Annotated in this window: 25 protein-coding genes; 16 read left to right on the top strand and 9 right to left on the bottom strand. The window is 40.2% G+C overall.

Going from position 1 to position 23,478, the window contains the following annotated elements; genetic code table 11:
• Window positions 1-646 precede the first annotated feature (646 nt).
• The 7 genes from Q0064_RS00405 to Q0064_RS00375 form a co-directional block, all read right to left on the bottom strand.
• Entirely contained in the window at window positions 647-1,471 is an 825-nt protein-coding gene (locus tag Q0064_RS00405) for a thymidylate synthase (protein ID WP_298142615.1), read from the bottom strand.
• Window positions 1,472-1,645: 174 nt separating this feature from the next.
• Window positions 1,646-1,843, bottom strand: coding sequence for a hypothetical protein (locus Q0064_RS00400; RefSeq protein ID WP_298142612.1), 198 nt, complete (start codon window positions 1,841-1,843; stop codon window positions 1,646-1,648).
• Between the two features lie 486 nt (window positions 1,844-2,329).
• Window positions 2,330-2,776, bottom strand: a complete 447-nt coding sequence (locus tag Q0064_RS00395) for a hypothetical protein (RefSeq protein ID WP_298142609.1) — start codon at window positions 2,774-2,776, stop codon at window positions 2,330-2,332.
• A 4-nt stretch (window positions 2,777-2,780) separates the two neighbouring features.
• Entirely contained in the window at window positions 2,781-3,251 is a 471-nt protein-coding gene (locus Q0064_RS00390) for a hypothetical protein (RefSeq protein WP_298142605.1), read from the bottom strand.
• Window positions 3,252-3,272: 21 nt separating this feature from the next.
• Window positions 3,273-3,896 carry a bifunctional nuclease family protein gene (locus tag Q0064_RS00385; RefSeq protein ID WP_094486453.1) on the bottom strand — a complete coding sequence of 208 codons (624 nt, stop codon included), beginning with the start codon at window positions 3,894-3,896 and terminating at the stop codon, window positions 3,273-3,275.
• A gap of 106 nt (window positions 3,897-4,002) precedes the next feature.
• A complete protein-coding gene (locus Q0064_RS00380; protein WP_298142597.1) occupies window positions 4,003-4,968 on the bottom strand; it encodes an electron transfer flavoprotein subunit alpha/FixB family protein in 966 nt (321 codons plus the stop codon).
• Between the two features lie 163 nt (window positions 4,969-5,131).
• The gene (locus Q0064_RS00375; RefSeq protein WP_298142594.1) at window positions 5,132-5,878 is read right to left on the bottom strand and encodes an electron transfer flavoprotein subunit beta/FixA family protein; all 747 of its coding nucleotides are present in this window, start codon (window positions 5,876-5,878) and stop codon (window positions 5,132-5,134) included.
• A gap of 162 nt (window positions 5,879-6,040) precedes the next feature.
• On the opposite strand from Q0064_RS00375, the gene era reads away from it, so the two are divergent.
• The 6 genes from era to Q0064_RS00345 all read left to right on the top strand — a co-directional run bounded on the left by era (window position 6,041) and on the right by Q0064_RS00345 (window position 13,203).
• Window positions 6,041-6,919: a GTPase Era gene (era, locus tag Q0064_RS00370; RefSeq protein WP_298142591.1), complete on the top strand. Its 879-nt coding sequence runs from the start codon at window positions 6,041-6,043 to the stop codon at window positions 6,917-6,919.
• A gap of 75 nt (window positions 6,920-6,994) precedes the next feature.
• A complete protein-coding gene (gene der / locus Q0064_RS00365) occupies window positions 6,995-8,305 on the top strand; it encodes a ribosome biogenesis GTPase Der (RefSeq protein WP_298142589.1) in 1,311 nt (436 codons plus the stop codon).
• A gap of 540 nt (window positions 8,306-8,845) precedes the next feature.
• Window positions 8,846-9,250, top strand: coding sequence for a hypothetical protein (locus tag Q0064_RS00360; protein ID WP_298142586.1), 405 nt, complete (start codon window positions 8,846-8,848; stop codon window positions 9,248-9,250).
• A gap of 540 nt (window positions 9,251-9,790) precedes the next feature.
• Window positions 9,791-11,218, top strand: a complete 1,428-nt coding sequence (locus Q0064_RS00355; RefSeq protein ID WP_298142581.1) for an SDR family oxidoreductase — start codon at window positions 9,791-9,793, stop codon at window positions 11,216-11,218.
• Window positions 11,219-11,394: 176 nt separating this feature from the next.
• Entirely contained in the window at window positions 11,395-12,750 is a 1,356-nt protein-coding gene (locus Q0064_RS00350; protein WP_298142578.1) for an alpha/beta hydrolase-fold protein, read from the top strand.
• A 129-nt stretch (window positions 12,751-12,879) separates the two neighbouring features.
• Window positions 12,880-13,203 (top strand): hypothetical protein, encoded by a 324-nt coding sequence (locus Q0064_RS00345; RefSeq protein ID WP_298142575.1) that lies wholly within the window; start codon window positions 12,880-12,882, stop codon window positions 13,201-13,203.
• A 40-nt stretch (window positions 13,204-13,243) separates the two neighbouring features.
• Here Q0064_RS00345 and Q0064_RS00340 read toward each other — a convergent pair whose 3' ends face one another.
• Entirely contained in the window at window positions 13,244-13,540 is a 297-nt protein-coding gene (locus tag Q0064_RS00340; protein WP_298142572.1) for an isoamylase early set domain-containing protein, read from the bottom strand.
• Window positions 13,541-13,779: 239 nt separating this feature from the next.
• Here Q0064_RS00340 and Q0064_RS00335 point away from each other — a divergent pair, with 239 nt between their 5' ends.
• The 4 genes from Q0064_RS00335 to Q0064_RS00320 are packed head-to-tail and all read left to right on the top strand — an operon-like array spanning window position 13,780 to window position 16,086.
• Window positions 13,780-14,109: a 2TM domain-containing protein gene (locus Q0064_RS00335; protein ID WP_298142569.1), complete on the top strand. Its 330-nt coding sequence runs from the start codon at window positions 13,780-13,782 to the stop codon at window positions 14,107-14,109.
• Window positions 14,109-14,603 (top strand): dihydrofolate reductase, encoded by a 495-nt coding sequence (locus tag Q0064_RS00330; RefSeq protein WP_298142565.1) that lies wholly within the window; start codon window positions 14,109-14,111, stop codon window positions 14,601-14,603. The genes Q0064_RS00335 and Q0064_RS00330 overlap by 1 nt, the downstream gene beginning before the upstream one ends.
• Window positions 14,604-14,654: 51 nt before the next feature.
• Window positions 14,655-15,386: a bifunctional demethylmenaquinone methyltransferase/2-methoxy-6-polyprenyl-1,4-benzoquinol methylase UbiE gene (ubiE, locus tag Q0064_RS00325; RefSeq protein WP_298142561.1), complete on the top strand. Its 732-nt coding sequence runs from the start codon at window positions 14,655-14,657 to the stop codon at window positions 15,384-15,386.
• Between the two features lies 1 nt (window position 15,387).
• The gene (locus Q0064_RS00320; protein ID WP_298142558.1) at window positions 15,388-16,086 is read left to right on the top strand and encodes a porin family protein; all 699 of its coding nucleotides are present in this window, start codon (window positions 15,388-15,390) and stop codon (window positions 16,084-16,086) included.
• On the opposite strand, the gene Q0064_RS00315 is transcribed toward Q0064_RS00320, so the two are convergent.
• Complete coding sequence (locus Q0064_RS00315) at window positions 16,073-16,804, bottom strand: RNA methyltransferase (RefSeq protein ID WP_298142555.1); 732 nt, start codon at window positions 16,802-16,804, stop codon at window positions 16,073-16,075. The genes Q0064_RS00320 and Q0064_RS00315 overlap by 14 nt on opposite strands.
• A 27-nt stretch (window positions 16,805-16,831) precedes the next feature.
• Between Q0064_RS00315 and Q0064_RS00310 the strand changes: the two genes are divergently transcribed.
• The 6 genes from Q0064_RS00310 to Q0064_RS00285 all read left to right on the top strand — a co-directional run bounded on the left by Q0064_RS00310 (window position 16,832) and on the right by Q0064_RS00285 (window position 23,309).
• Window positions 16,832-19,393: a BamA/TamA family outer membrane protein gene (locus Q0064_RS00310; RefSeq protein WP_298142552.1), complete on the top strand. Its 2,562-nt coding sequence runs from the start codon at window positions 16,832-16,834 to the stop codon at window positions 19,391-19,393.
• Window positions 19,394-19,545: 152 nt separating this feature from the next.
• Window positions 19,546-20,250, top strand: a complete 705-nt coding sequence (locus tag Q0064_RS00305) for a GLPGLI family protein (RefSeq protein ID WP_298142549.1) — start codon at window positions 19,546-19,548, stop codon at window positions 20,248-20,250.
• Window positions 20,251-20,740: 490 nt separating this feature from the next.
• The gene (locus tag Q0064_RS00300; protein ID WP_298142546.1) at window positions 20,741-21,472 is read left to right on the top strand and encodes a GLPGLI family protein; all 732 of its coding nucleotides are present in this window, start codon (window positions 20,741-20,743) and stop codon (window positions 21,470-21,472) included.
• Between the two features lie 177 nt (window positions 21,473-21,649).
• Complete coding sequence (locus Q0064_RS00295) at window positions 21,650-21,943, top strand: carboxypeptidase regulatory-like domain-containing protein (RefSeq protein ID WP_298142544.1); 294 nt, start codon at window positions 21,650-21,652, stop codon at window positions 21,941-21,943.
• A 322-nt stretch (window positions 21,944-22,265) separates the two neighbouring features.
• Complete coding sequence (locus tag Q0064_RS00290) at window positions 22,266-22,544, top strand: hypothetical protein (RefSeq protein WP_298142541.1); 279 nt, start codon at window positions 22,266-22,268, stop codon at window positions 22,542-22,544.
• A 63-nt stretch (window positions 22,545-22,607) separates the two neighbouring features.
• Window positions 22,608-23,309, top strand: a complete 702-nt coding sequence (locus Q0064_RS00285) for a GLPGLI family protein (protein WP_298142538.1) — start codon at window positions 22,608-22,610, stop codon at window positions 23,307-23,309.
• Window positions 23,310-23,478: the final 169 nt, after the last annotated feature.

Below are 23,478 nucleotides of genomic sequence, written 5' to 3'. Positions count from 1 at the left end.
TACCACTTCACGTATCAATGGAGTATTAAGATTGGAGTATTAAGTATTAAGACTTCGATGAATTTACCACTTCACGTATCGTTTTTCCACCCCAAACCCGCGTATCGTTGGTGCTTGAGCTTTTTGAAGGTTGTGTGATTTTTGGATAACAATTCACTCTGTGTTTTCCTCAAAAGTCCAGTATTCCGCAAAATTCTGTGCGTTTCGGTGTTTTCTGCGAGCTAAAAAAAGTCTAGTGCCTTATGTATTGAATTTAAACATCGTGTACTTTGTGCGAAACTTTGGGTGACATTGTGCTCCTTTTTTAGAAGCTAGTCCCGATGGCTATCGGGATAGAAGTTAGTTCCGATAGCTATCGGAATTGCGACGTTTACCACTTTACGTATCATTCACCTACCCGAACCCATGTATCGTTGGTGCCAGAAGGCGTAAAAGGCTGATGCTATTTTTGGATAACAACACGTTCTGTGTTTTCCTCAACGGTTAGGTATTCCGCAAAATTCTGTGCATTTCGGTGTTTTCTGCGAGTTAAAAAAAGGTCTGTTCTTGAGCCTGTTGAAGGCAAAATTACGTGCTTTGTGAAATTATTGTCCTTATTTGTAAACGAGATTAGACCGAGCTTGCCACCCGAAACAACTTTCTTTTCTCACACTGCAACGGCACCTTTTATTGCTGGATGTGGGTCGTAACCTTCCAAGACAAAATCATCGTAGGTAAACTCGAAGATGTTTTTTACTTCGGGATTGAGTTTCATGATAGGTAAAGGTCGTGGCTCGCGACTGAGTTGTAATGCAATTTGTTCGCGGTGGTTGTGATAAATGTGTGCATCACCAAAGGTATGAACGAAGTCGCCGTAACCTAAACCACAAACTTGTGCAATCATCATGGTTAGCAAGGCATAGCTGGCAATATTGAACGGCACGCCAAGAAATACATCGGCGCTGCGTTGATAGAGTTGGCAAGAGAGTTTACCGCTGGCCACGTAAAATTGAAAAAAAGCGTGACAAGGCGGAAGTGCTACTTTTCCGTTGGCGACATTTTCGGAGAAAGAGACAGAAGTATCGGGTAACACAGAAGGATTCCAGGCAGAGACTAGGAGTCGGCGGCTGTCGGGTGTTTTTTTTATGAGTTCAATCACTTCCGAGATTTGGTCGATTTGTTCGTTGTTCCAGTTTCGCCATTGAAATCCGTACACCGGACCGAGATCGCCGTTTTCATCGGCCCATTCATCCCATATTTTAACACCATTATCTTTGAGATAGCCAATATTGGTTTCGCCTTTTAGAAACCAGAGCAATTCGTAGATGATCGATTTAAGATGTACTTTTTTGGTGGTCACTAACGGAAAACCTTCGTTTAAATCGAAACGCATTTGGTAACCAAAAACGCTGGTGGTTCCGGTTCCGGTACGGTCGCCTTTTTCAACACCGTGTTCCAAAATGTGGTTCAGTAGGTCGTGATATTGCTTCATTTTTGCTCCATTTCAGTGTCTAAAAGTAAAGAAATAGTGAAAACGAAAAAGCGGTTGTTAATGACTTTTAAAAAGTATTCGAAAAAGTTATCGAATTCGTTTGATGACAATACTTGAAGTTTGATTGGCATCGAAGTTTATGGTCGCATTATCGCCATCACGTACGCAATTAATTCACAAAACGTCGCTTGCATTTAGAATAATATACTGCGTAAAGTTTACAGAAAAGGAGTTGTTGCTGCTGCCGCTATCTTCGGGCGCCATGGCTTTTACTGGCTCATTTACATCGGTTCCGTTTACATTTAAGCGCATATTCATGTGGCGCTCTACAGTATTGCAGCGCAAATAAAAACTACAGGTAATTTCATACATACTATACTGTTATTCGCAGTTGAAAAAAATGTAATAAATTTGAAAATAACTACCTGAGAACAGACTCAAAAAGTAGCTTACATTCCTCACAACTACATCGTATTTAAAAACACTTAGAGTTAACGGCACAAAATTATTACTTTACCTCACGACATTATTTTGCTTTAGAAAAATTGCTATAATTTAAGTAGGCTCAGCGCGACAAAGAGAATAAGTCGTAAATTGTTAGAGTTACTCAGTGGTAACTTACTGTTGTCATTTTTTTTAATGAAATGTGCTTTACATCTTGAAATTTTTAAAACAACAGGTAAAATTGTATCTTTGTAGACCCTGCTAATTGCATAATTAATTTAGACTGAAATAAGTAAAAAAAGTCTCATTCGTAAAAGATAAGATAAACTCTACTCGAGCCTAATCCCTCAAAAACAATTGGAAAAGCCGTTTCTCAGTTCCCCGAGAAACGGCATTTTTTTATTAAAACAGGTCTTAAATCTGCTTAAATGTAACGTAGCGTGAAACGCCAGTCGACGGATCTTTCTTAACCAACGTAAATTGATCCGTTAAAAAAGAGTCGATACTCCAATCTCCATTCAATCGTTCCAAATTGCTGTCATTCGTAAAATTAAATTGAAACTTCATAACTGCACTATCGTCGAGATAAAACAACCAAGGAGCTTCACTAGAAAAAGAGAAAGCGGTAGCTGTAACCTTGTCTTCAATAGAATCAAAACTGAAAACGAAGTTCGTGTAGGCATCTGTCAGGTCGATTTCATTCTCGCTAAAATCAACAATTCTATAAAGAGAAGCGTTTACCCGCTCGGTGTAATCTTGCAACAATTCTTCTTCCGTCTTACCTTCAAAATCTTCGATGGAACAAGAAAAGCAAAAAAGTACGGTCAACAACACTATTATCTTAGATTGGAATCGACGCATTTTCTTATTCTACTTTGGTAAAAGTTAGTAAATCTGTGCCCCCATTGCCACCACTTATATCAATCAGATTAATTTCCGTACTTGTGTATGAAACTATATCCCAATCATCTGTCAGTTCAATCAATGATGCTGGTGCTGGTGCAGTAAAGCCCAAGTTAAAATCCGCATCTAATGAAATCGAATCATCATTGCTGTCTGAACTGATTACCGAAAAAGTTCCCGTTGCAGTAATTCCGCCACCTGTAACGCTTACAGAATTCGACGCAGTATTAAAAGTGAACACAAAATTCTGATAATTCGAAGTCTCGTTAACATCGTCAAAATAGTTTGTGACACGCCAGTTTCCCGACGCCATCAATGTTTTTACTTCATTGACCAACTGCGTGTTTGATCCGTTGGAATTATCATCCGATTCAGAACAACTCAAAACAGAAAATGCTGCCACAAAAGGCAAAATTAAACGACCTAATTTCATAATATATAGTTTTGGTTAAAGCTACGACTCGCGGCGCGAAATCTCATCTCGAATTTTTGCCGCACGTTCGTAATCTTCATTTTGAACGGCGTTTTCGAGCATTTCGTGCAATTCGCTCAAACTTTTTTGTGTGTAGGTAGCATCGCCCGACTTAGGATTCGAACTCAAACCAAACGAATCGGTTGTAGCTAGTGGCTGCTCAGGTTCGGCAGGTTCTGGATCGAGCGGATTCCCTTTCAGATAAATTCCCGCCTTGTCGAGTATGTTTTTGTAGGTAAATATCGGCGCACTAAATCGCAGCGCCAATGCTATCGCGTCAGAAGTGCGCGCATCGATGATCTCCTCAATCTTATCGCGCTCACAAATTATAGAACTGTAAAATACGCCGTCAACCAATTTGTGAATAATCACTTGCTTAACCACGATATCAAAACGATCGGCAAAATTCTTAAACAAATCGTGTGTTAACGGACGTGGTGGCTTGATTTCCTTCTCTAAAGCAATCGCAATCGACTGCGCCTCAAACGCTCCAATAACTATCGGAAGCTTTCGGTCGCCGTCAACCTCATTCAAAATCAACGCATAAGCGCCGTTTTGGGTCTGACTGTACGAAATTCCTTTGATGGTTAACTTTACAAGACTCATAGCTGCAAAAGTAGAAACTTAAGCGAAATATTAAAATGCAATAGGTACAAAAAAGAAATCGGACCCAAAAGTCGTAACTCCGAGTCCGATTAATCTATTTTATGAATTAATTATTCGCCTTAAACGCTTTTAATTTTTCATTCAATTTTGGTAAGATTTCAAAAGCATCACCAACAACTCCGTAATCGGCCACTTTAAAGAACGGCGCTTCCGGATCGCTGTTAATCACCACTTTTACTTTCGATGAGTTAATTCCCGCAATGTGCTGAATAGCTCCCGAAATACCTACCGCGATATACAAATTCGTAGCAACTGGTTTTCCTGTCTGACCCACGTGCTCGCTATGCGGACGCCAGCCCAAATCCGAAACCGGCTTCGAACAAGCGGTAGCTGCTCCTAAAGTTGTTGCCAAATCTTCCAACATACCCCAGTTTTCTGGTCCTTTTAAACCACGACCGCCCGAAACTACAATATCAGCATCGGCAATAGAAACTTTTCCATTTCCTGCTTCGATCGACTCAATTTTAACCGAAAAATCGCCTTCGTGTAAAGTCGGCGCAAATGCTTCGGCACTTCCACTTACGCTATTGGTTTTCAATCCAAACGAATTTTTAGCAATCGACAATACTTTCACGTCCTGAGAAATTTCAGTAATCGAAAATGCCTTGTTCGAAAATGCCGTACGCTTTACCTGAAAAGGTGCGTAACTCGCGGGCAATGCCACTACATTCGAAGCAAATCCGCCTTGTAGATGAACCGTAACCAACGGCGCTAAATACAAACTATCTGTGGTCGACGACAAGACAACTACCGAAGCCGATTCTTGTTTTGCCGCTTGTACCACCACATCTGCATACGCTTTTGCGTTAAAATCGTTCAAACGCGCATCGCTCACTTGCAACACTTTGTGCACGCCGTAGTTGTATAATTCAGAAACATCGCCCGCATTTACCGTAACAGCCGTAACCGATGTACCTGTTGCTGCAGCTACTTCCGAAGCGTACGACGCCAATTCAAAAGCTACTTTTTTAAACTTTCCGTCCGATGACTCGGCATAAATTAAAACTGCCATATTTTTTTATTTTTTATTTGTTATTTGGGCGTGCCGGCGCAACGTTCTTTGTCCCCAGATGTAGGTGCGGCGCCGTCGGGCTTTCCGCTGTACTCCTCGCCCCGCTTTTCAACGGGCCTGCGGGGTGCCGCTGCAATCCCTCACGCAAAAAATCGTTACCTCACTAAATTACCTTCGCTTCGTTGTGCAACAAATTGATTAACTCATCCAAATTGTCGGCACTAACTAACTTCACCGCTTGCTTCGCGGCCGGCTTCTCAAATTTCACCGACTTCGACGCCTGATCTGCAGCTACCGGCTCCAAAACAGTAAGCGTTTTGGTACGAGCTGTCATAATACCGCGCATGTTCGGAATACGTAAATCTTTCTCCTCAACTAAACCTTTTTGTCCGCCAATTACTAAAGGCAATTGTGCCGACATCGTTTCTTTTCCACCGTCCATTTCGCGAACCGCTTTGGCTGTTGTGCCTTCCACCGTTAAACCAATACACGAATTCACAAAGTTAATGTTCAGCAAAGCTGCCAACATACCCGGAACCATACCGCCGTTGTAATCCAACGATTCTTTTCCAGCGATAATCAAATCGTAATTGCCCGCATTAGCAACCTCAGCCAATTGTTTCGCTACAAAAAAACCATCAGTTGGCTCAGCATTTACGCGAATGGCGTCGTTTGCACCAATCGCCAAAGCTTTACGCAAGGTTGGCTCGCTGTCTGCTCCACCTACATTTACCACCGTTACACTTGCACCTTGTTGTTCCTGAAACCAAATCGCACGGGTTAATCCAAACTCATCATTCGGGTTAATCACAAACTGAACACCATTCGTGTCGAACTTCGTGTCGCCATCCGTGAAATTAATCTTCGACGTCGTATCCGGAACATGACTGATACAAACCAATATTTTCATTTCTGTATGATTAAGATTTATTGCGTGCGAAGTTAAGAAAAATTAGCTTAAAAAAACTATGCGTGCATAATAAATTTCCCATTTATATCGTTTTCGTAAGCAATTGTAAGGCAATTCTTGCTTCGAGAAAAATCGGCTTATCTTTGCAGAAATTTTTAACGCATGACACATAAAGCTGGATTTGTAAACATTATCGGAAATCCAAACGTTGGCAAATCCACGCTCATGAATGCGTTTGTTGGCGAACGCCTTTCCATCATCACCTCGAAAGCACAAACTACCCGACACCGCATTTTGGGTATTGTAAACGGCGACGATTTTCAGGTAGTCTTGTCCGACACGCCGGGAATCATTAAACCGGCATACGAAATGCAAGAATCGATGATGCAATTCGTGAAATCGGCTTTTGAAGACGCCGACGTGCTTATTTACATGGTTGAAATTGGCGAAAAAGAACTCAAAGACGAGGCGTTTTTCAACCGAATTATACATTCTAAAATTCCGGTTTTATTGCTTTTAAATAAAATCGACAAATCGTCACAAGAAGAACTCGAAGCGCAAGTGCAATTGTGGCAAACGCAGGTTCCGAATGCCGAGATTTATCCGATTTCAGCACTCAACAACTTTCAAGTAACCGAAGTTTTTTACCGGATCTTAGAGTTGCTGCCCGAATGTCCGCCCTATTATCCTAAAGATGCTTTAACCGACAAGCCCGAACGTTTCTTTGTAAATGAAATCATTCGCGAAAAGATATTACTGAACTACGATAAAGAAATTCCGTACGCCGTGGAGGTTGAAACTGAAGAATTTCTGGAAGACGATAACATTATTCGAATTCGCGCGGTAATTATGGTGGAGCGCGATACACAAAAAGGAATTATCATTGGCCATAAAGGAGCTGCGTTAAAAAAAGTGGGCATGGAAGCGCGTGCTACGATGGAGCAATTCTTCGGAAAGCAAATTCACATTGAACTATTTGTGAAAGTAAATAAAGACTGGCGCCGAAACATCCGACAGCTGAAGCGTTTTGGCTACCAGTAAATCAAAATAACGGCACAATTTACGCCGGTTTTCCATTCGTTTTTGATTGCTTACCTTTGCGCCAAATTTTAGGCCATGAACCAGATTGTTGCAATAGTAGGAAGACCAAACGTTGGCAAATCAACCTTATTTAACCGACTGATACAGCGCAGAGAAGCGATTGTAGATTCGGTTGCCGGCGTAACGCGCGACCGCAATTACGGCAAAAGTGAATGGAACGGCAGAACTTTTTCGGTTATCGATACCGGCGGTTACATTAAAGGTTCCGACGATATTTTTGAAGGCGAAATTCGCAAGCAAGTAGAACTAGCCATCGACGAAGCCGACGCAATCATATTTGTTACCGATGTCGAAGAAGGCATAACTCCGATGGATGAAACGGTAGCGAGTTTACTTCGAAAAGTTCAAAAGCCGGTTTTATTGGCTGTGAATAAAGTAGACAATTCGATGCGCGAAAAAGACGCGATAGAATTTTACAATCTCGGCTTAGGCGAATATTACACCTTGTCGAGTACGTCGGGCAGCGGAACGGGCGATTTACTCGATGCGCTCATGCAAGCGCTTCCCGAACCCGAAGTAGTAGCCGCTACCGAAGACGAATTACCGCGCTTTGCCGTAGTGGGCCGACCAAACGCTGGAAAATCGAGCTTTATCAATGCGCTTATTGGCGAAGATCGCTACATTGTAACCGACATTGCTGGAACCACGCGCGATTCGATTGATACGCGTTTTGAAAAATTTGGTTTTAAGTTTAATTTGGTCGATACGGCTGGAATTCGTCGTAAAGCAAAAGTCAAGGAAGATCTCGAATTTTACTCGGTCATGCGCTCGGTACGTGCTATCGAACATTCGGATATATGTATTTTAGTGATTGATGCAACGCGCGGATTCGAAGGCCAAGATCAAAGTATTTTTTGGTTGGCAGAGAAAAACCGAAAAGGCGTTGTGATTTTGGTAAACAAATGGGATTTGGTGGAAAAAGATACCATGTCGTCTAAACAATACGCCGATAGAATTCGCGAAGAAATTAGTCCGTTTACCGATGTACCTATTTTGTTTGTGTCGGCTTTAAACAAACAACGCTTACTCAAGGCGCTTGAAACAGCTGTAAAAGTGTACGAGAACAAAACGCAGCGCATACCCACATCGAAATTCAACGACCATATGTTGAAGTTGATCGAAGCGTTTCCACCACCGGCTTTGAAAGGCAAGTACGTAAAGATTAAATATTGCATGCAATTGCCAACGCCAACACCGCAGTTTGTATTTTTTGCGAATTTGCCGCAGTATGTAAAAGATCCGTACAAACGTTTTCTGGAAAATAAAATCCGCGAACACTGGGATTTCGAAGGTGTACCAATTGATATTTACATTCGAGAGAAATAGTACTTGTAGCTTGATCGGGCGGATTTGAAATCTGCGCAAACAAGCTACTCTGTTGAATCTGAATGTTGCATTTGCCACACTTTTTTTCACAAAGTACTCGATTTACGGTTTTTCCGTAATGCTATGTCGATTTTTTTTGGGAGCTTCGCCCTAAACGGGAAGGGGAAAACGGGTTTATCCCTACGAAGAAAAAACGAAAGTTGGTTACGGGAAAACCGTAAATTTTAAGAGATTTCGAGATTGAAAGATTTCGAGATCGAAAGATTGGGAGGTGTGCGCTTATCATTTGGGTAATTTCTTAAACCCGCGAGGGACTTTGTAGCATGCTCCACGTCGAGTAAATAAGGTAGATGTGTTGGCGGAGCAGCCTCTGGATAAATAACTTCTGCTGTCCAAACCCAATTAGAACAGCAGTTCAACTTTTAAGGAAACCCGATTAGAAACACGTCCATTTGTTTAGAATTAGATTTTCGAGATGCAAGAAACCAAACATAACGCGCTACTATTTAAGCAAAACCAAAGACAACAAACAACAGTAAAATGTATTTCCATTTGAAAAAATTACTGCTCATTTTTGTCTTTATCCTCCCATATTACTCTTGTTTAAATCAAAAAGAGAACGAGAAAGCAAAAGCAGAACAAGACTTCTCGCTCTTAAAAAAAGACTTTTTCTTCTCTGAGTCAAAACAATTTGATAGAGTTTCTAACAAGATCGAATGCTATGCAACCGATGAATTTGGGAAAGTCTCCAAGATTAGTACAATTCATAAAAACAACTGGAAGTACTTTACGATCGAAGATAAAATGAAAACGTCATGGAATTCTGCAGCTGACAGTATAAACTTAACGATCGAGTTAGAAGATACAGGAGTTTACATTGAATATGTTTTTAAACTTATCGATGATAAATGGCAACTCGTCAAGATTATTGACTCAAGTACATAATATTGATTGGCGGAGCTAATTAAGATAATCGAAGCTTCAACGTTTTCTCTAAGGACAATGAAAGCACGCTGAGAAAATACGTCCTCTATTGCTACGATACCCGACTTTACGCCCCGCATTTTAGTTTTTACTATTCGCCGCGATGAACAATTGAGCTTGATTCGATTGGTGATAAAATCACACATCTTTATAACGTACAAACATTGTTTGAATAATGAGACCGTGCGGATTCGAAATCAGTTATAGCAATTCATTTTTCAAAGTCGACTACCGCTAGTTACGCACACACGTTGTGCACGATACCCGCAAAAGCGATTGCAGCGAAAACCCCACAGCCGCCGAGTGGTTTCCACCGGTGGCGAGGAGTTGCAGCGAAAAGCGCGACGCTGCGGATCACGGAATTTCCACTACTGCCGCAGCGGTTTGCCCAAAAAATTAGTCCGGCATTAACAATCGTTTTTTGAGAATCTGTTACCTTTAGAAGAATTTCTGCGAAAACTCCTTAAATCAAGGCGTTTGGGTGCGATAAAAAAGTGAACGGTGAGAATTCTATTAACAGGTGCAAATGGGTATGTGGGTCGGCGGTTGCTTCCGGAATTGCTGGCGGCCGGACACGAAGTTATTTGCTGCGTGCGCGACCGAAGTCGGATTGGATTAGACCTCGAAACGCTCGATAAAGTAAGCATTTGGGAAGTCGATTTTCTGGAAAACGTTCCCGAAAACCCGCAAGTTCCGCAGGCCGATGTGGCGTATTATCTGATACATTCCATGTCGAATTCTACTAACGATTTTGATGCGTTGGAATTGAAATCGGCGCAAAATTTCAACCGATATATGCGTTTTAGCGGGATTAAACAAGTGGTGTATTTGAGCGGCATTGTAAACGACAGCGTTTTATCGAAACACCTGCAATCGCGTAAAAGTGTGGAAGACGAGCTGTATCGCGGAACAGCAGCTGTTACCGTTCTTCGAGCAGGAATTATTGTAGGATCGGGCAGCTCGTCGTTTGAGATTATTCGCGACTTGTGCGAGAAATTGCCCGTAATGATTACACCCAAATGGGTTTTAACCAAAACGCAGCCTATTGCCATTCGCGACGTGATTAAGTACTTGCTCGGAGTATTGTTGCGCGAAGATTGTATGGGACAATCGTTCGACATAGGCGGTCCTAACATCCTCACGTACAAACAAATGCTACAGCTGTACGCCAAGACGCGTGGTTTTAGAGTGTGGATTTTCACCGTTCCGGTAATGACGCCGAAACTGTCGAGTTACTGGCTGCATTTTGTAACCTCAACCACTTACAAATTGGCGGCAAATTTAGTGGATAGCATGACCGTAGAAGTGGTTGCTAAAGACACCAAATTGCAGCGTTTACTGGGAATAAAACCCATTTCGTACACCGACGCCATTAAATTGGCCTTTGTGAAAATAGAACAAAATTTGGTGATTTCGAGCTGGAAAGACAGTCGCGTGAGTGGCCGATTACAAGGAAGTTTGAAGGAATTTGTCCAGGTTCCGCGGTACGGTTGCTTGAAAGATCATCAAAAAATAGAAATTTCCGATGAGGAAGAGGTAATGAAAAATATTTGGTCGATTGGCGGCATGCACGGTTGGTACTACGGCAATTGGTTGTGGAAAACGCGCGGACACATCGATAAGTTGGTTGGTGGTGTTGGTTTGCGGCGCGGGCGAACACATCCGACGCATTTAGACAACGGCGATGCGCTGGATTTTTGGCGCGTACTCTTAGCCGATAAAGAGCAAAAGCGCTTGTTGCTTTTCGCAGAAATGAAACTTCCGGGCGAGGCTTGGCTGGAGTTTTCGATCGACGAAAATCGGGTTTTGCATCAAATAGCCACATTTCGCCCGCGCGGATTGTGGGGAAGATTGTACTGGTACGCTATGTTGCCCTTTCATTTCTTTATTTTTGACGGCATGATTAAACGCATTGCCGGCAAAAACTAAGATTTAATATGCGTGCAACCTAAAAATCTTTGTTAGAACACTCATATTGAAAACCTTAGATTATAAAGAATGAATTCTGCGACGCTATTTTGTAAAGCTCACCATTGAGAGGCTTTCTAACTTTAATTCAAACATCGAACTCACATTATTTAACTGTAGCTATGATAAAAAATTACATGACCCTTTTTTTGCTTTTCGTTGCACTTCCATTCTGGGCACAAGTCACGATTAAAGTAACGGCAACGCCCGCAAACACACCTGCGGGAGCAACAATTTATGTAGCAGGAAACTTTAACGGCTGGAATCCGGCGGATCCGAACTACATACTTACGCCCGATAATTTGGGGAATCTACAAATAACGATTCCACAGGGAACCGGAACTGCGGCCTTTAAGTTCACGCGTGGTTCGTGGGCAACGGTTGAAGGGAACGCAACGGGAAATTTTTTACCCGACCGCACCTTTTCTTGGGCCACGGTGGGCAGTACACTTAATTTGACGATACTGTCGTGGGAAGATTTAGGCACTGGCGGCAACAACAGTACGGCAGCTGCGAATGTGAGTATTTTGAGCACGAACTTTTTCATGCCGCAACTCAATCGCAACCGACGCATTTGGTTGTATTTGCCGCCTGATTACCAAACCTCAACGAAAGAATATCCAGTATTGTACATGCAAGACGGGCAAAATTTGTTTGACGCGGCAACGTCGTTTTCTGGTGAATGGCAAATAGATGAAACCTTGAATTCGCTTTTTGCCGGAGGCGATTACGGAGCCATAGTTGTGGGAATTGACAACGGCGGTGCGGAACGATTGAACGAATATTCGCCGTGGAACAATCCGCAGTACGGTGGAGGTCAGGGTGCTTTGTATATCGATTTTATTGCAGAAACACTGAAACCGTATATCGATGCGAATTACCGCACGCTTGAGAGCCCGGAAACCACCGCGATTATTGGTAGTTCGATGGGTGCGCTAATTTCGACGTACGGTGCATTGGCGCATCCGGAATCGTTCGGAAAAGTAGGTGCTTTGAGTCCGGCGTATTGGTTCTCGTACAGTAATTTTACTTCGTATATCGATGATTTAGCAATCAATACAAACGATTTAAAATTGTATTTCGTGGCGGGAAATAACGAATATGGCAATATGGTCACGCACGTTACGACGGTTCGAAATAAGATTGTGGAATCGGGAACAGCGCAAAGCAACACGCTACTGAAATTCGATAGTTATGGAACACATACGGAAAGCTATTGGCGTGGCGAATTTGGTGCTTTATACACTTGGTTGTTTGCCAATGAAAATTTAGGCGTGACCGATTTAGACAATAAGCAAGTACGGATTCAATCTTCTGCTAATGGCGCACTACTGGTTAGTAACTTGCCTTCTCCGCAAGAAGCGGTTTTGTATGATTTGGCGGGCCGAAAAGTGGACATTTTTATATTAGAGAATGGTTTACATCGCAAATCGGTTGCAGCAGGAATTTATGTGCTGGTTTGTGGAGGAAAATCTTATAAAGTAAAATTTTAACTACTTTTTGTAGTTTTTATTCTACAAAATTATTGATAAGCCAATTTTATTGTTAAAATTTTACCGAAACCTGCAAGAGCAAACAATTTTTGCTGCTACTTTGCGTTCAGAAAGAAAAGCATTGTACGAATGGAATCTGAAACAAAATTGCGCGGGAGTTTGCTATTTACTTACGGTGTAGTGGGTGCGGCGATTGGTTTGAGTATAATCGGCGCGTTTTTGTATACGGTTCGTAATCCGAATCCACTTTGGGGTTCGTATTGGACCTTACGGCCGGTGCTCTCGTGTGCTCTTTCTGGATTTGTAGCGGGCACAATACTTTACATTCTTATGTCGTATCCATACCGCACTATGTTATGGAGCATTATTGGAAAACTAATTGGCTTGGCAACATTTTTCGGTCTCCTGTGGGTAGGAATGGTCGCTGGTTTAGCAGGTACTTTTTGGCATTAAGAAATAGATAAATAAAAAAGCCTCCGAATGGAGGCTTCTTTTATACTGCTAAAACGCTGTTTTCGGCGTTTGCAAATGCATTCCATTGAAAAGCATCGGCTTCTGGTTCGTTTTGATACGAACCGTCTACGAAGTATTTGAATTCGTAGTTTGCGTCTTTTGCTACTTCAAAAGTTGCTTTAAACGTACCGTTTTTTTGTTTTGCAAGAGCGCCTGCTTCAGGATTCCAGCTGTTGAAATCGCCTACTACTGCAACAGTTTGCGCCTCTTTTGCATCGACAGTAAAGGTTACTTTACAAACTGGTTTACTCTTTATAAATTGTTTCTTGATTGCCATAACTTATTAATAGTTAATATTATAGGGCAAAGAAAATAAATACAAAGCATAAAAAAACACGAACTTGCATTTTTGAGACTCTGCTACAAAAACTGTTATAAAAAAACGAATGTCGTATTTCTCAAACGTTTTCCTATTTCGACTTTACGCTGAAAACGTTTTCAAATTATCGTTTTAGTAAATTGCATTTGTTGGATATTTTAAAAAATTCTATATTTCTGACTGAAAATCTGCTGAAAATGAACACTGAACAACAAGAATTGTATGAAAATGCACGTAAGCGACTTCGCCAAAAGCGGTTTCTATATTATCATTTTGTTTTTTTCTGTATTGGAAATCTTTTTTCCTTTGTTGCCAATTCGTTTTTCGAAGTAGGTGCACCTACAAAATGGTGGACATGGGTTTTAGCCGCTTGGGTGTTTCTGTTTGTTCTTCACTTTGTGGATGTGTATATCACGAAGCGATTTCTCAACAAAAACTGGGAACGCCAACAAATTGAGCGACTCGTAAAAAAACAAGAGCAGCGAATTGAACAATTAAAAAACAAAATCGATTTAGATAAACAATAATGAAGCAAATCATACTCATAGCAGCAATTGGCGAAAACAGAGAACTAGGAAAAAATAATGATTTGCTTTGGCACTTACCCGACGATTTTAAGCGTTTTAAAACCTTAACGCAAGAACACGACATGATTATGGGTTACAAAACTTTTCGAAGTTTGCCGAAGTTACTTCCCAATCGGAAGCATATTGTGATTAGCAGTAAAAAATTAACATCTGATACAGATCAATTAATTTATTGCGGTAGTTTGGAAGAAGCGGTAAACTACTCGAAAACCAATCCGACTTTTGTAATTGGCGGCGGACAGATTTACAATTTAAGCCTTGCAATTGCCGACAAGCTAGAGCTGACGCGCGTTCACGGTAGTTTTGATGCAGAAGTGTTCTTTCCCGAAATTCCAACAAACGAGTTTGAACTCGTAAAAAGCGAGTTTCATCCCAAAGATGATAAGCATGCCTATTCCTTCACTTACGAAACATATATCAGAACTTCCCGTTAAACCAACCTGCAAAAAGCCCTTGGTTTTGTAACTTTGACCCAAATTTTATAAATGGCAGCATCAATTAAGCCTTACAAGAATTCTGAACAATCTAAGAAAGACCAAATCAGAAGAATGTTTGACAACATCTCCTGCGATTACGATCAATTGAATCGCGTGATTTCTTTCGGAATCGATAATGCGTGGAGAAAAAAAGTAATTGAGTGGGTCAGTAGAACAAAACCGAAATCCATTCTCGATGTCGCAACTGGAACAGGTGATCTGGCACTGATGTTCAAAAACTCAGGTGCTGAGAAAATTGTTGGTCTAGACCTGTCGCCGGGCATGTTAGAAATTGGTCGAAAGAAGGTACTATCCGAAGGACTTACTAGTCTGATTGAAATGGTTGTGGGCGATTCGGAGCAACTACCGTTTGAAGACAACATTTTTGACGCGATAACCGTTTCTTTCGGAATTCGAAACTTTGAAGATTTAGAACTCGGACTAAGCGAAATTCATCGGGTTTTGAGACCCGGAGGTATTTTTGTAATTCTAGAAACATCGGTTCCAACGAAATTTCCATACAAGCAAGGATATAAGATTTATACGCAAACACTGCTCCCGACGATCGGACGCCTTTTTTCTAAAGACAAAGTGGCTTATCAATATTTATCTGATTCGGCGGCTGTTTTTCCTTATGGAGAAGCTCTAAACAATATTTTGCGAAAAGTTGGGTTTACTAATGTGGTTGCACATCCGCAGACGTTTGGAGTAGCCACTATTTATACAGCAGGGAAATCTTAACATGCGAAAAAGCCTTCTCATTTTAGTTTTATTTATTCCGCTTCTCGCGAAAGCGCAATTTCATATGTTTAGTAAGGATCCAATTATCAATTTGGAGAACTTTGATAAGCAACGAGTTCATTGGGGCTATTTTCTTGGGTTTAATTCGTACGACTTTAAATTCGAATACAAAAATGTAGGCCCGGATGTTTTGGTTAATTCTACTATCGGATTTAATGTGGGTTTGGTCGGAAATTTGAGGCTTCACGACAATATCGATCTCCGCTTTGAACCGGGTTTATATTTCAATCAGCGAAACTTAACCTTTCCGGGATTTGAAAACGAAATCGACGCTTTACGCGAGGTAAAATCGACTTACATTCACTTTCCGCTTTTGGTAAAATTATCGTCGGTTCGAACCGGAAACATCAAACCATACGTTGTGGCTGGCGTAGGAACTGCATTGAATTTAGCTTCGAACGCAGATGCAAAAGACGACAATGCCAACAATCGTTTTCGAATGATAAAAAACACCAATTTTTATGAATTGGGTTTTGGAATCGATTTATACCTTCAATACTTTAAATTCTCTCCTTCGATTCGTGGTGTTTTTAGCTTTAACGATGAGCTGATTCGCGACAACGATCCGAATAGTCCTTGGACTTCGAACATCCAATCGATGTCAACACGAGCTGTCTTCATTAACTTTACGTTCCACTAGCCAATCTTCGCATTTCAGCCAAGATAATCGCCGCCGCCGTAGTAACATTTAAACTTTCGGTTTGTTGCAATTTTCCGTAACGAGGAATCGATATTTTTTGCGTGATTATTTCTGCCGTTTGTGTTCGAATGCCGTTTGCCTCGTTTCCTAATATTAAATAACAAGGCGTTTCCAAAACTTTCGTGTAAATAGACTCGCCTTCCATAAATGCCCCATAAACAGGCGCCGGTTGTTTACGTATCGTGGTTGAAATATCTTGGTACGTTACGCGAACACGTGCAATCGATCCCATAGAGGCTTGAACAACTTTTGGATTATATAATTCAACGGTATCTGGTGCACAAAGCAGTTGCGAAACGCCAAACCAGTCGCACAATCGAATAAGTGCTCCAAAGTTGCCCGGGTCACGTATGCCGTCGGAAACCACGGTAATTTCTTCCATTTTAAATTGCTCCGCAGCTGGTATTCGAAAAACTGCAAGGATTGGCGACGCATCCGCAAGAACACTAATACGCTTCATCTCCACTTCTTCAATAAGCATTGCAGCTGGAAACTGCTTGAGGGCAACGGTAGTCGCCAACAAATATTCAGCAAAATAACCCGCATTAAGCAATTCAGACACTACCTTAACCCCTTCTGCAATAAACAATTGCTCCTGCTGCCTAAATTTTTTAAGGTGTAAAGACGTGATTCGCTTTGTTATTGTTTTGCTTAACATTGAAATAATGTACTTTTGATTAGTTAAATGGTTCTCTTGAAAGCAGGCTTGACAAAAATAGCGGTATTTCTTTTAGCACTGACAATCCTTAGCGGTTGCAACAGCACCAAACGCGTAAAAGAAGCAGAACTTTTACTTACTAAAAATACAATATTGGTTGATGGAAAGAAGTCTAATGACGAGTTGCTAGAAGCCTTACTGTACCAAAAACCAAATAGCAATTTCTTAGGCTATAAACTGCGATTACAACTGTACAACATCGCGAAAAAAAATCCGGATTCGTCCTATAAGGCAAAGTATCTCAATAATCCGGCTAAATTCAAACGACAATCGAAGATTTTCTCTGCCAAACAAGTTAGGCGTCGTGGCAAGTCGTTTTTATACAGTGGTTTGGATAAATTTCTAAAAAAAACCGGCGAAGCACCAGTAATTATCAGAAACGAACGCATTGAGAAATCAAAACTTCGCATTCAAGCTTTCCTGAGTAATAAAGGGTATTTTAGAAATAAAGTTAGTAGCAAAATTGATACGATTGGCAAGAAAAAAGGCCGTGTTACTTACACTATTAATCGCGGAAAACGCGCTACCATCGACAGTTTAACACATAAAATATATACTCCTGCTCTCGATTCTTTGTATCGTCAGATATCAAGTCAAGCTCTGCTAAAAGTTGGAGAACCCTTCGACGCTGAGATTTTTGATGCCGAAAGAAACCGCATCACTACCTATTTCCGCAATCATGGTGCTCTCGAATTTCAGCAAAGTAGCATCGTGTACGACATCGACACCATTAAAACTGGAGGCAAGACGTATGTAAAACTAATCATCAACGACCAAGCGGTTCGAGAAGGTGATTCCACAGCTACGCGTCCGTTCAAACTTTACACCATCAGCGAGATCAATATTTACACCGACCAGCCAAAGGATAAAAAATCAGCTCGTGTAAAAGACAGCATCAATTACAAAGGCTTTAATGTCTTTAGTTTTCAAAAACTAAAATACCGTCCAAAAGCAATTACCGACGCCATTTTCCTAAATCCAGGTAATGAGTACGCCGATTTTAGAGCCAACTTAACCACCCGATCGCTCAACAACCTTAAAATTTTCAATCAACCTACGCTACAATTCAAGCCTGATCCAACCAACGAAAACAAGTTAATTGCCAACATTTATCTTTCGCCCAAAGAAAAATACTATTTCTTGACCTCGCTGGATCTAACTCACTCTAATGTGCAGGATTTTGGTATAGCGGCTTCGGCTTCGGTTACCATCCGAAATGTATTTAATGGCGCAGAAACTTTACTCGTTGCGATGCGTGGAAACATTGGTTCATCAACCGATTTGGCCAATCCAGACAATACATTTTTTAATATCTCGGAATACGGTATCGACAGCCGACTCTCTTTTCCGAGAATCTTATTTCCTTTTAAAACCGACAAAATCATCCCCAAAAGTATGCTGCCTTCAACGAGCATAAATCTGGGTTTCGCAAAACAGCGAAATATTGGATTGGATAAGGAAAATTTTACAGGGGCCATGACTTACAACTGGACACCCGATCGAAACAAAACAGCGCGCTTCGACTTGTTTAACATACAATATGTGAACAATGTAAACGTAAATAATTATTTTAACGTGTACCGGTCGAGCTATGCCGCTTTGAATGAAATTGCACAAAATGTTAGTACAAACGACAGTTATTTCTCGCCTACAAATGGTAATTTACTCGTTCCCGAAGGAACCAGTGGCTTCACCAGCGACGTCCTCAACAACCTGACCACTCTCGTACCGACCGATCGTGATTATCGCGAAGTACGAAGCATTGAAGAACGTCGGCGCCGACTTACCGAGAACAACCTGATTCTAGCTTCGAGCTACAGCTACAGTCGCACAACCAAAGCCAACTTGGTTGACAACAACTTTTTCACGATACGATTCAAGGCCGAATCTGCTGGCAATGTGCTTTCGCTGTTTGCGGGAACTGCCAACAGTTTGAACGCACAATCGACTGGCAAGCAAATTTTTGGTGTGGAATTTTCGCAGTACGCGAAAGGCGAATTCGAATTTATAAAACATTGGGATTTACGACGCGAAAAGGTGCTTGCCATTCGTACCTTCTTTGGAATGGCCGTTCCGTACGGAAATTCAACTAACATTCCGTTTTCGCGAAGCTACTTTGCTGGAGGTTCGAACGACATCCGTGCTTGGCAGCCGTACCGCTTAGGACCAGGAAGTAGCGGGGCACGAAACGACTTTAACGAAGCGAATATGAAACTGTTGGCTAACGCCGAACTTCGGTTTAAAATCGTGAATAAGTTTAAAGGAGCCGTTTTTGTGGATGCAGGAAACATTTGGAACGTTTTAGACGACGCTACTTTAGCTGAAAGCAAATTCGAAGGATTGCAATCGTTAAAAGACATTGCAGTGGGTTCGGGTTTTGGCTTACGCTACGACTTTAGCTTTTTTGTTTTGCGAAGCGACTTCGGTTTTAAAACCTACAATCCAGCGGAAACGTACAATAAACGTTGGTTCCGCGACTATAACCTTGCCAATATGGTGGTGAACATTGGTATTAATTATCCGTTTTAGAAGAAGTAAGGCAATTCTTTCGTCAAGAGAATACCTGCACTGTGAAGCTATTCAGTATACTTTAACGGCATAAGGTCGGAGACAATCGACCTGATTAGAAAATTTTGATAAAACTAAAAACACCTCCGCACTGCTTAAGGCGGCTTTTTACCATGTTCAAAGCAATTATCTTTAATCTTTTTTTTAGCATTGCGGTTTTCTCGCAAAGCGGTAATTTAAACGTGATCTACAGCGCAAATGTATACACCGATGAAACTATGTCTACTTCTCACACAGAACTAGCTCGGATGTATGATAATGCACTCGAAAACGCAAAATTTTTAACTTTCACTCTGGAGATCGCAAACGATGAATCATACTTTTATGTAAATCCAACAGATCAAAAGGGAATGACCGACTCTGAAAGACAAAGTATTTACCCTTTCTTACGATACAGCGGTCCTGTTTATTGCATTAACGAAAAAGTTTATCGTTCTTCATCGCTTTCTGGGAATAATGTTTTTGTTTCAAAGGTAATGGACACCAATTGGAGTATAAAAACAGAGACAAAAAAGATTGAAAACTACCTTTGTTATAAAGCAACCGGCACTTTAAGCCTAGACAATGGGAACAAGAAATTCGATTTCCCAATTACTGCATGGTTTTGTCCGGACTTACCCTTTCAACACGGACCAAATGGATTTGGCAAGTTACCTGGTCTTATTCTTGAACTTCATGTCCGAAATGCCGTTTTCGGTGCAACCACAATAACATCGAAAGAACGTAGAAGTGTAAAACCCAAGAATTTTGAAAAGGCAACTTTCATAACTTATGAAGAACTTGTAAAATCCATACGAGAAGAAATGGAAGGCAAATAGTACTTTGCTTTTTCAATCAAAGAACGAGATTACTTGTTGTATATTAGCAAATGTTTAGAAGTGTAATACTAAAAACTACAACTTTAAGCCGACTTCCTTTGCTTGCCTAAACGACAAAAGTTTCGACTGTTCTTTTCCTAGCGGAACTAATTTTGTGAATTCTACAGTGCTTTATAAAATTAGAATTTTCCTAAAATAATTAATTTCAAACAACGTTATTATAATGACAGAAAGAACTTGAATCTTCCAAAACCACTAATGAAATGGGATTTGATAAGTCTTTCGAGATTCTGGATATAGATCAGCAAAAATTGATTCACAAAAAAGGGATTAATACAGTTGGGAATTCTGTTTCTGTCACTTAAAAATCTTTTTTTTTAAAATCTCTTCATCTGTTTGATTAGTAGCTCGAAAAAATTCATCTCTAATGAATATAGTTTTCTGCAATATGTAAGCAAGCTTTTTTAGAGATAAAAGAAACTGAAAACCTATGCAAAAAATTCTTTTTACTTTCCTTTTTACTTCGTTTGCACTGCATGCACAAACAAGCGGTCATGCAACCTACAAATTACATATTCAATTTAGCGAGGATGTTTTACAAGCCGACTCGAAATATGGCTTATTGAAACAAGCAGTAGAGATAGCACCGGAATTACGATACCGTCTGATTTTCAACAACGAAAAAGCTAATTTTAATTTTGTGCAAAATGATAGAGTTGATCAAGTTGCTGCAAACACAGCAAGTAGCCTAGCGGGAGCAGATAGGTTAATATTTATTGATCGACAAAAGAAATCGTTTTTAATGGAAGTAAAGGGCGACAAGATACTTTTTGAAGATCACGAATACGTTGTTGCAGATACTCTTGTTTCAGATTGGAAAATTACCAACGAAGAAAAATTAATAAGCGGCTATTTGTGTTACAAAGCAACTACAATTAAAGAAGTTGATATGGGTACCTATATAGCAAAGCAGCTTGTGACCGCTTACTTTTGTCCTAAAATACCCGTTCCCTTTGGACCTGGATTGTTTGGTGGTTTACCCGGACTGATTCTAGAATTACAAGAGAAAAATTCAGCATTTGTTTTAGAGGAAATTAAATTTAGAAACATAGAAGATTCTGAATTTATGATTCCGAAAGGTAGAACGGTACTGTCTAGAAAGCAATACATAGATGTGGTTAACAAACGATTTGAAACACTAAAAGAATTAAGCAAGCAGTAGCGAGAAAACAACTATTATGTTAATCGATATATAGAGTAGCGACTTTTATCTTTAGTATTCTTTATAAGTTCAATTTACAAACCGTATTTTCTCGATATAATTTACAGTGAATTGACAATTAAAATCTTGAATAAATACAAAAGAAAAACGTTTCCTTTCATAATCAAAGCTATACTTTTGTTCAGCTTTCTTTTTCTTTCTGCCGAAAAAACTTATTCGCAGACTAAAACACTCTTGGGCATCGTCTCCGATTCGCTCAACACACCCCTAGAAAACGCCAACGTCTTAGCTAAATCGCTAACCGAGAAGCCTGCCATTAAATTCGCCATTGCCGATAATAAAGGACGTTTTAAAATCGAACTGCAAAAAGGCGTACCTTATGAGATATCCGTTTCTTACATTGGTTATAAAGAACAAATCTTTAAACTCGATGGCATTTCCTGTCCTGAAAACCTAAATTTTAAACTCTAAGGAACGGGTGAAACGCTAAAAGAAGTTGTCATCAAATAGATCTAAATGAATTACTTTAATTGTAGAAACATCATTTCTGAAACTCACCAGGCATTTTAGCGAAGCTTTAGGTTGTTTGAAATTACAGTTAGCTCCTTAACCGTGAGTGATTTATATTTTACAAACCATTAAAACCTACTACAAAAATTATTGTTTAACTTTCAATAGATTTACTATTACTTTTGTTAAAGTCGCCTCTTAATTTGCACCGCTTATTTTTTTTTTTTGATTTGATATCGGTTAACCAACTTATTATTTTATTTAATTTTTAAAACCGATTTTTATGAAAAAAGTGATTTTTAGTTTGATTTGTTTAACTTTAGCAAGCTCGGCAGCTGTTGCCTCAAATCAATTACCTATTCCAATTACACGTCCAGCGACAGAGGTTTCCAAAAAAGCCCTACCTCCAACGACTGCTCAAGATTGTTTAAACCAAAGAGCACTAACCTATAGTTATTTGCGAGCACAAGGCTTTAGTGATGATCAAGCTTCCGCTACGGCATCACAAACTTATTTCAACTGCATGGGCAGCATAACTTTTGGGGTAATTAAGCGCCCTTAATTATAAAATAAACGTGTGCCTTACCAAAGGTGTGAGGTGCACGTTTCAATATAGACTTGCAAGATGTTAAAATTTTTATTTCTCTTTCTTATCTGCTCCGTTTGTGTAGCTCAAAACAATTGTATTAAGGTTGTCTACAACGCTGAGGTCATCGATATTGCCGAATTAACTAAAGCGAATAATCCCGTAGAATCTTTGTTTAAGGCAGCAAAAGAAAATGCAAGCGCACTGCGCTTTGATCTTTCAATAATTTCAGGATGTTCGTTGTTTAAGGCCAGAAATATGCTCTCGACATCTGCAAATGGCGACGTAATAACTACTTCAATGCCTTTTCTCGATTATTCAGGCGAAGTTTATCGTTGCGACAAAGAGGTGCTACGACAAATTTTAATTCTTGGTTCAAAAACGTATTTGAAAAAGATTGACGCACAAGATTGGAATATAACAGCAGAAACGAAACTAATTGATACTTATGTTTGCTATAAAGCTACCTCAATAAGAGTAGTTCAAGGTATTGATAAAGTTTTTCACCAGCCCATAACGGCGTGGTTTTGTCCGAATCTTCCCTTTTCATTCGGTCCAAATGGTTACGGAGGTTTGCCTGGTTTAATTTTAGAATTACAAGTCCACACAAGTTTCTACAAAGCCATGTCGATTGAAACTATTGAAAATTGCGAAGTTAAGCCGCGCAATTTTGAAACCATCAAAGTAGTAACAGAGACTGAACTTAATCAGATGTTAGATAAATTTATGGAAGAAGAATGAACCGCATGCGTTGATTAAATATCGTTTTATTGACTAAAAACTGCTTTAATTTACTGGTGAAATGATTAACTCAAAATTCGGCACGTAGTTACGAAATTAAACTAAAAAATAAACAATAATGCAATGATACTTCACACTAGTTTGGTTAGTTGAAATAGACTTCTCGAGT

The sequence above is a fragment of the Flavobacterium sp. genome (assembly GCF_027490375.1).
Classification (GTDB): Bacteria; Bacteroidota; Bacteroidia; order Flavobacteriales; family Flavobacteriaceae; genus Flavobacterium.
The sequence above is the reverse complement of the archived record's forward strand: the minus strand, read 5'-3'. Positions and strand labels throughout refer to the sequence as shown.

Excerpts from the sequence above, each read along its gene's own strand:
- Q0064_RS00405 (WP_298142615.1), bottom strand. The coding sequence starts at position 1,471 with ATGAAGCAATATCACGACCTACTGAACCACATTTTGGAACACGGTGTT.
- Q0064_RS00400 (WP_298142612.1), bottom strand. The coding sequence starts at position 1,843 with ATGTATGAAATTACCTGTAGTTTTTATTTGCGCTGCAATACTGTAGAG.
- Q0064_RS00395 (WP_298142609.1), bottom strand. The coding sequence starts at position 2,776 with ATGCGTCGATTCCAATCTAAGATAATAGTGTTGTTGACCGTACTTTTT.
- Q0064_RS00390 (WP_298142605.1), bottom strand. The coding sequence starts at position 3,251 with ATGAAATTAGGTCGTTTAATTTTGCCTTTTGTGGCAGCATTTTCTGTT.
- Q0064_RS00385 (WP_094486453.1), bottom strand. The coding sequence starts at position 3,896 with ATGAGTCTTGTAAAGTTAACCATCAAAGGAATTTCGTACAGTCAGACC.
- Q0064_RS00380 (WP_298142597.1), bottom strand. The coding sequence starts at position 4,968 with ATGGCAGTTTTAATTTATGCCGAGTCATCGGACGGAAAGTTTAAAAAA.
- Q0064_RS00375 (WP_298142594.1), bottom strand. The coding sequence starts at position 5,878 with ATGAAAATATTGGTTTGTATCAGTCATGTTCCGGATACGACGTCGAAG.
- era (WP_298142591.1), top strand. The coding sequence starts at position 6,041 with ATGACACATAAAGCTGGATTTGTAAACATTATCGGAAATCCAAACGTT.
- der (WP_298142589.1), top strand. The coding sequence starts at position 6,995 with ATGAACCAGATTGTTGCAATAGTAGGAAGACCAAACGTTGGCAAATCA.
- Q0064_RS00360 (WP_298142586.1), top strand. The coding sequence starts at position 8,846 with ATGTATTTCCATTTGAAAAAATTACTGCTCATTTTTGTCTTTATCCTC.
- Q0064_RS00350 (WP_298142578.1), top strand. The coding sequence starts at position 11,395 with ATGACCCTTTTTTTGCTTTTCGTTGCACTTCCATTCTGGGCACAAGTC.
- Q0064_RS00345 (WP_298142575.1), top strand. The coding sequence starts at position 12,880 with ATGGAATCTGAAACAAAATTGCGCGGGAGTTTGCTATTTACTTACGGT.
- Q0064_RS00340 (WP_298142572.1), bottom strand. The coding sequence starts at position 13,540 with ATGGCAATCAAGAAACAATTTATAAAGAGTAAACCAGTTTGTAAAGTA.
- Q0064_RS00335 (WP_298142569.1), top strand. The coding sequence starts at position 13,780 with ATGAACACTGAACAACAAGAATTGTATGAAAATGCACGTAAGCGACTT.
- Q0064_RS00330 (WP_298142565.1), top strand. The coding sequence starts at position 14,109 with ATGAAGCAAATCATACTCATAGCAGCAATTGGCGAAAACAGAGAACTA.
- ubiE (WP_298142561.1), top strand. The coding sequence starts at position 14,655 with ATGGCAGCATCAATTAAGCCTTACAAGAATTCTGAACAATCTAAGAAA.
- Q0064_RS00320 (WP_298142558.1), top strand. The coding sequence starts at position 15,388 with ATGCGAAAAAGCCTTCTCATTTTAGTTTTATTTATTCCGCTTCTCGCG.
- Q0064_RS00315 (WP_298142555.1), bottom strand. The coding sequence starts at position 16,804 with ATGTTAAGCAAAACAATAACAAAGCGAATCACGTCTTTACACCTTAAA.
- Q0064_RS00310 (WP_298142552.1), top strand. The coding sequence starts at position 16,832 with ATGGTTCTCTTGAAAGCAGGCTTGACAAAAATAGCGGTATTTCTTTTA.
- Q0064_RS00305 (WP_298142549.1), top strand. The coding sequence starts at position 19,546 with ATGTTCAAAGCAATTATCTTTAATCTTTTTTTTAGCATTGCGGTTTTC.
- Q0064_RS00300 (WP_298142546.1), top strand. The coding sequence starts at position 20,741 with ATGCAAAAAATTCTTTTTACTTTCCTTTTTACTTCGTTTGCACTGCAT.
- Q0064_RS00290 (WP_298142541.1), top strand. The coding sequence starts at position 22,266 with ATGAAAAAAGTGATTTTTAGTTTGATTTGTTTAACTTTAGCAAGCTCG.
- Q0064_RS00285 (WP_298142538.1), top strand. The coding sequence starts at position 22,608 with ATGTTAAAATTTTTATTTCTCTTTCTTATCTGCTCCGTTTGTGTAGCT.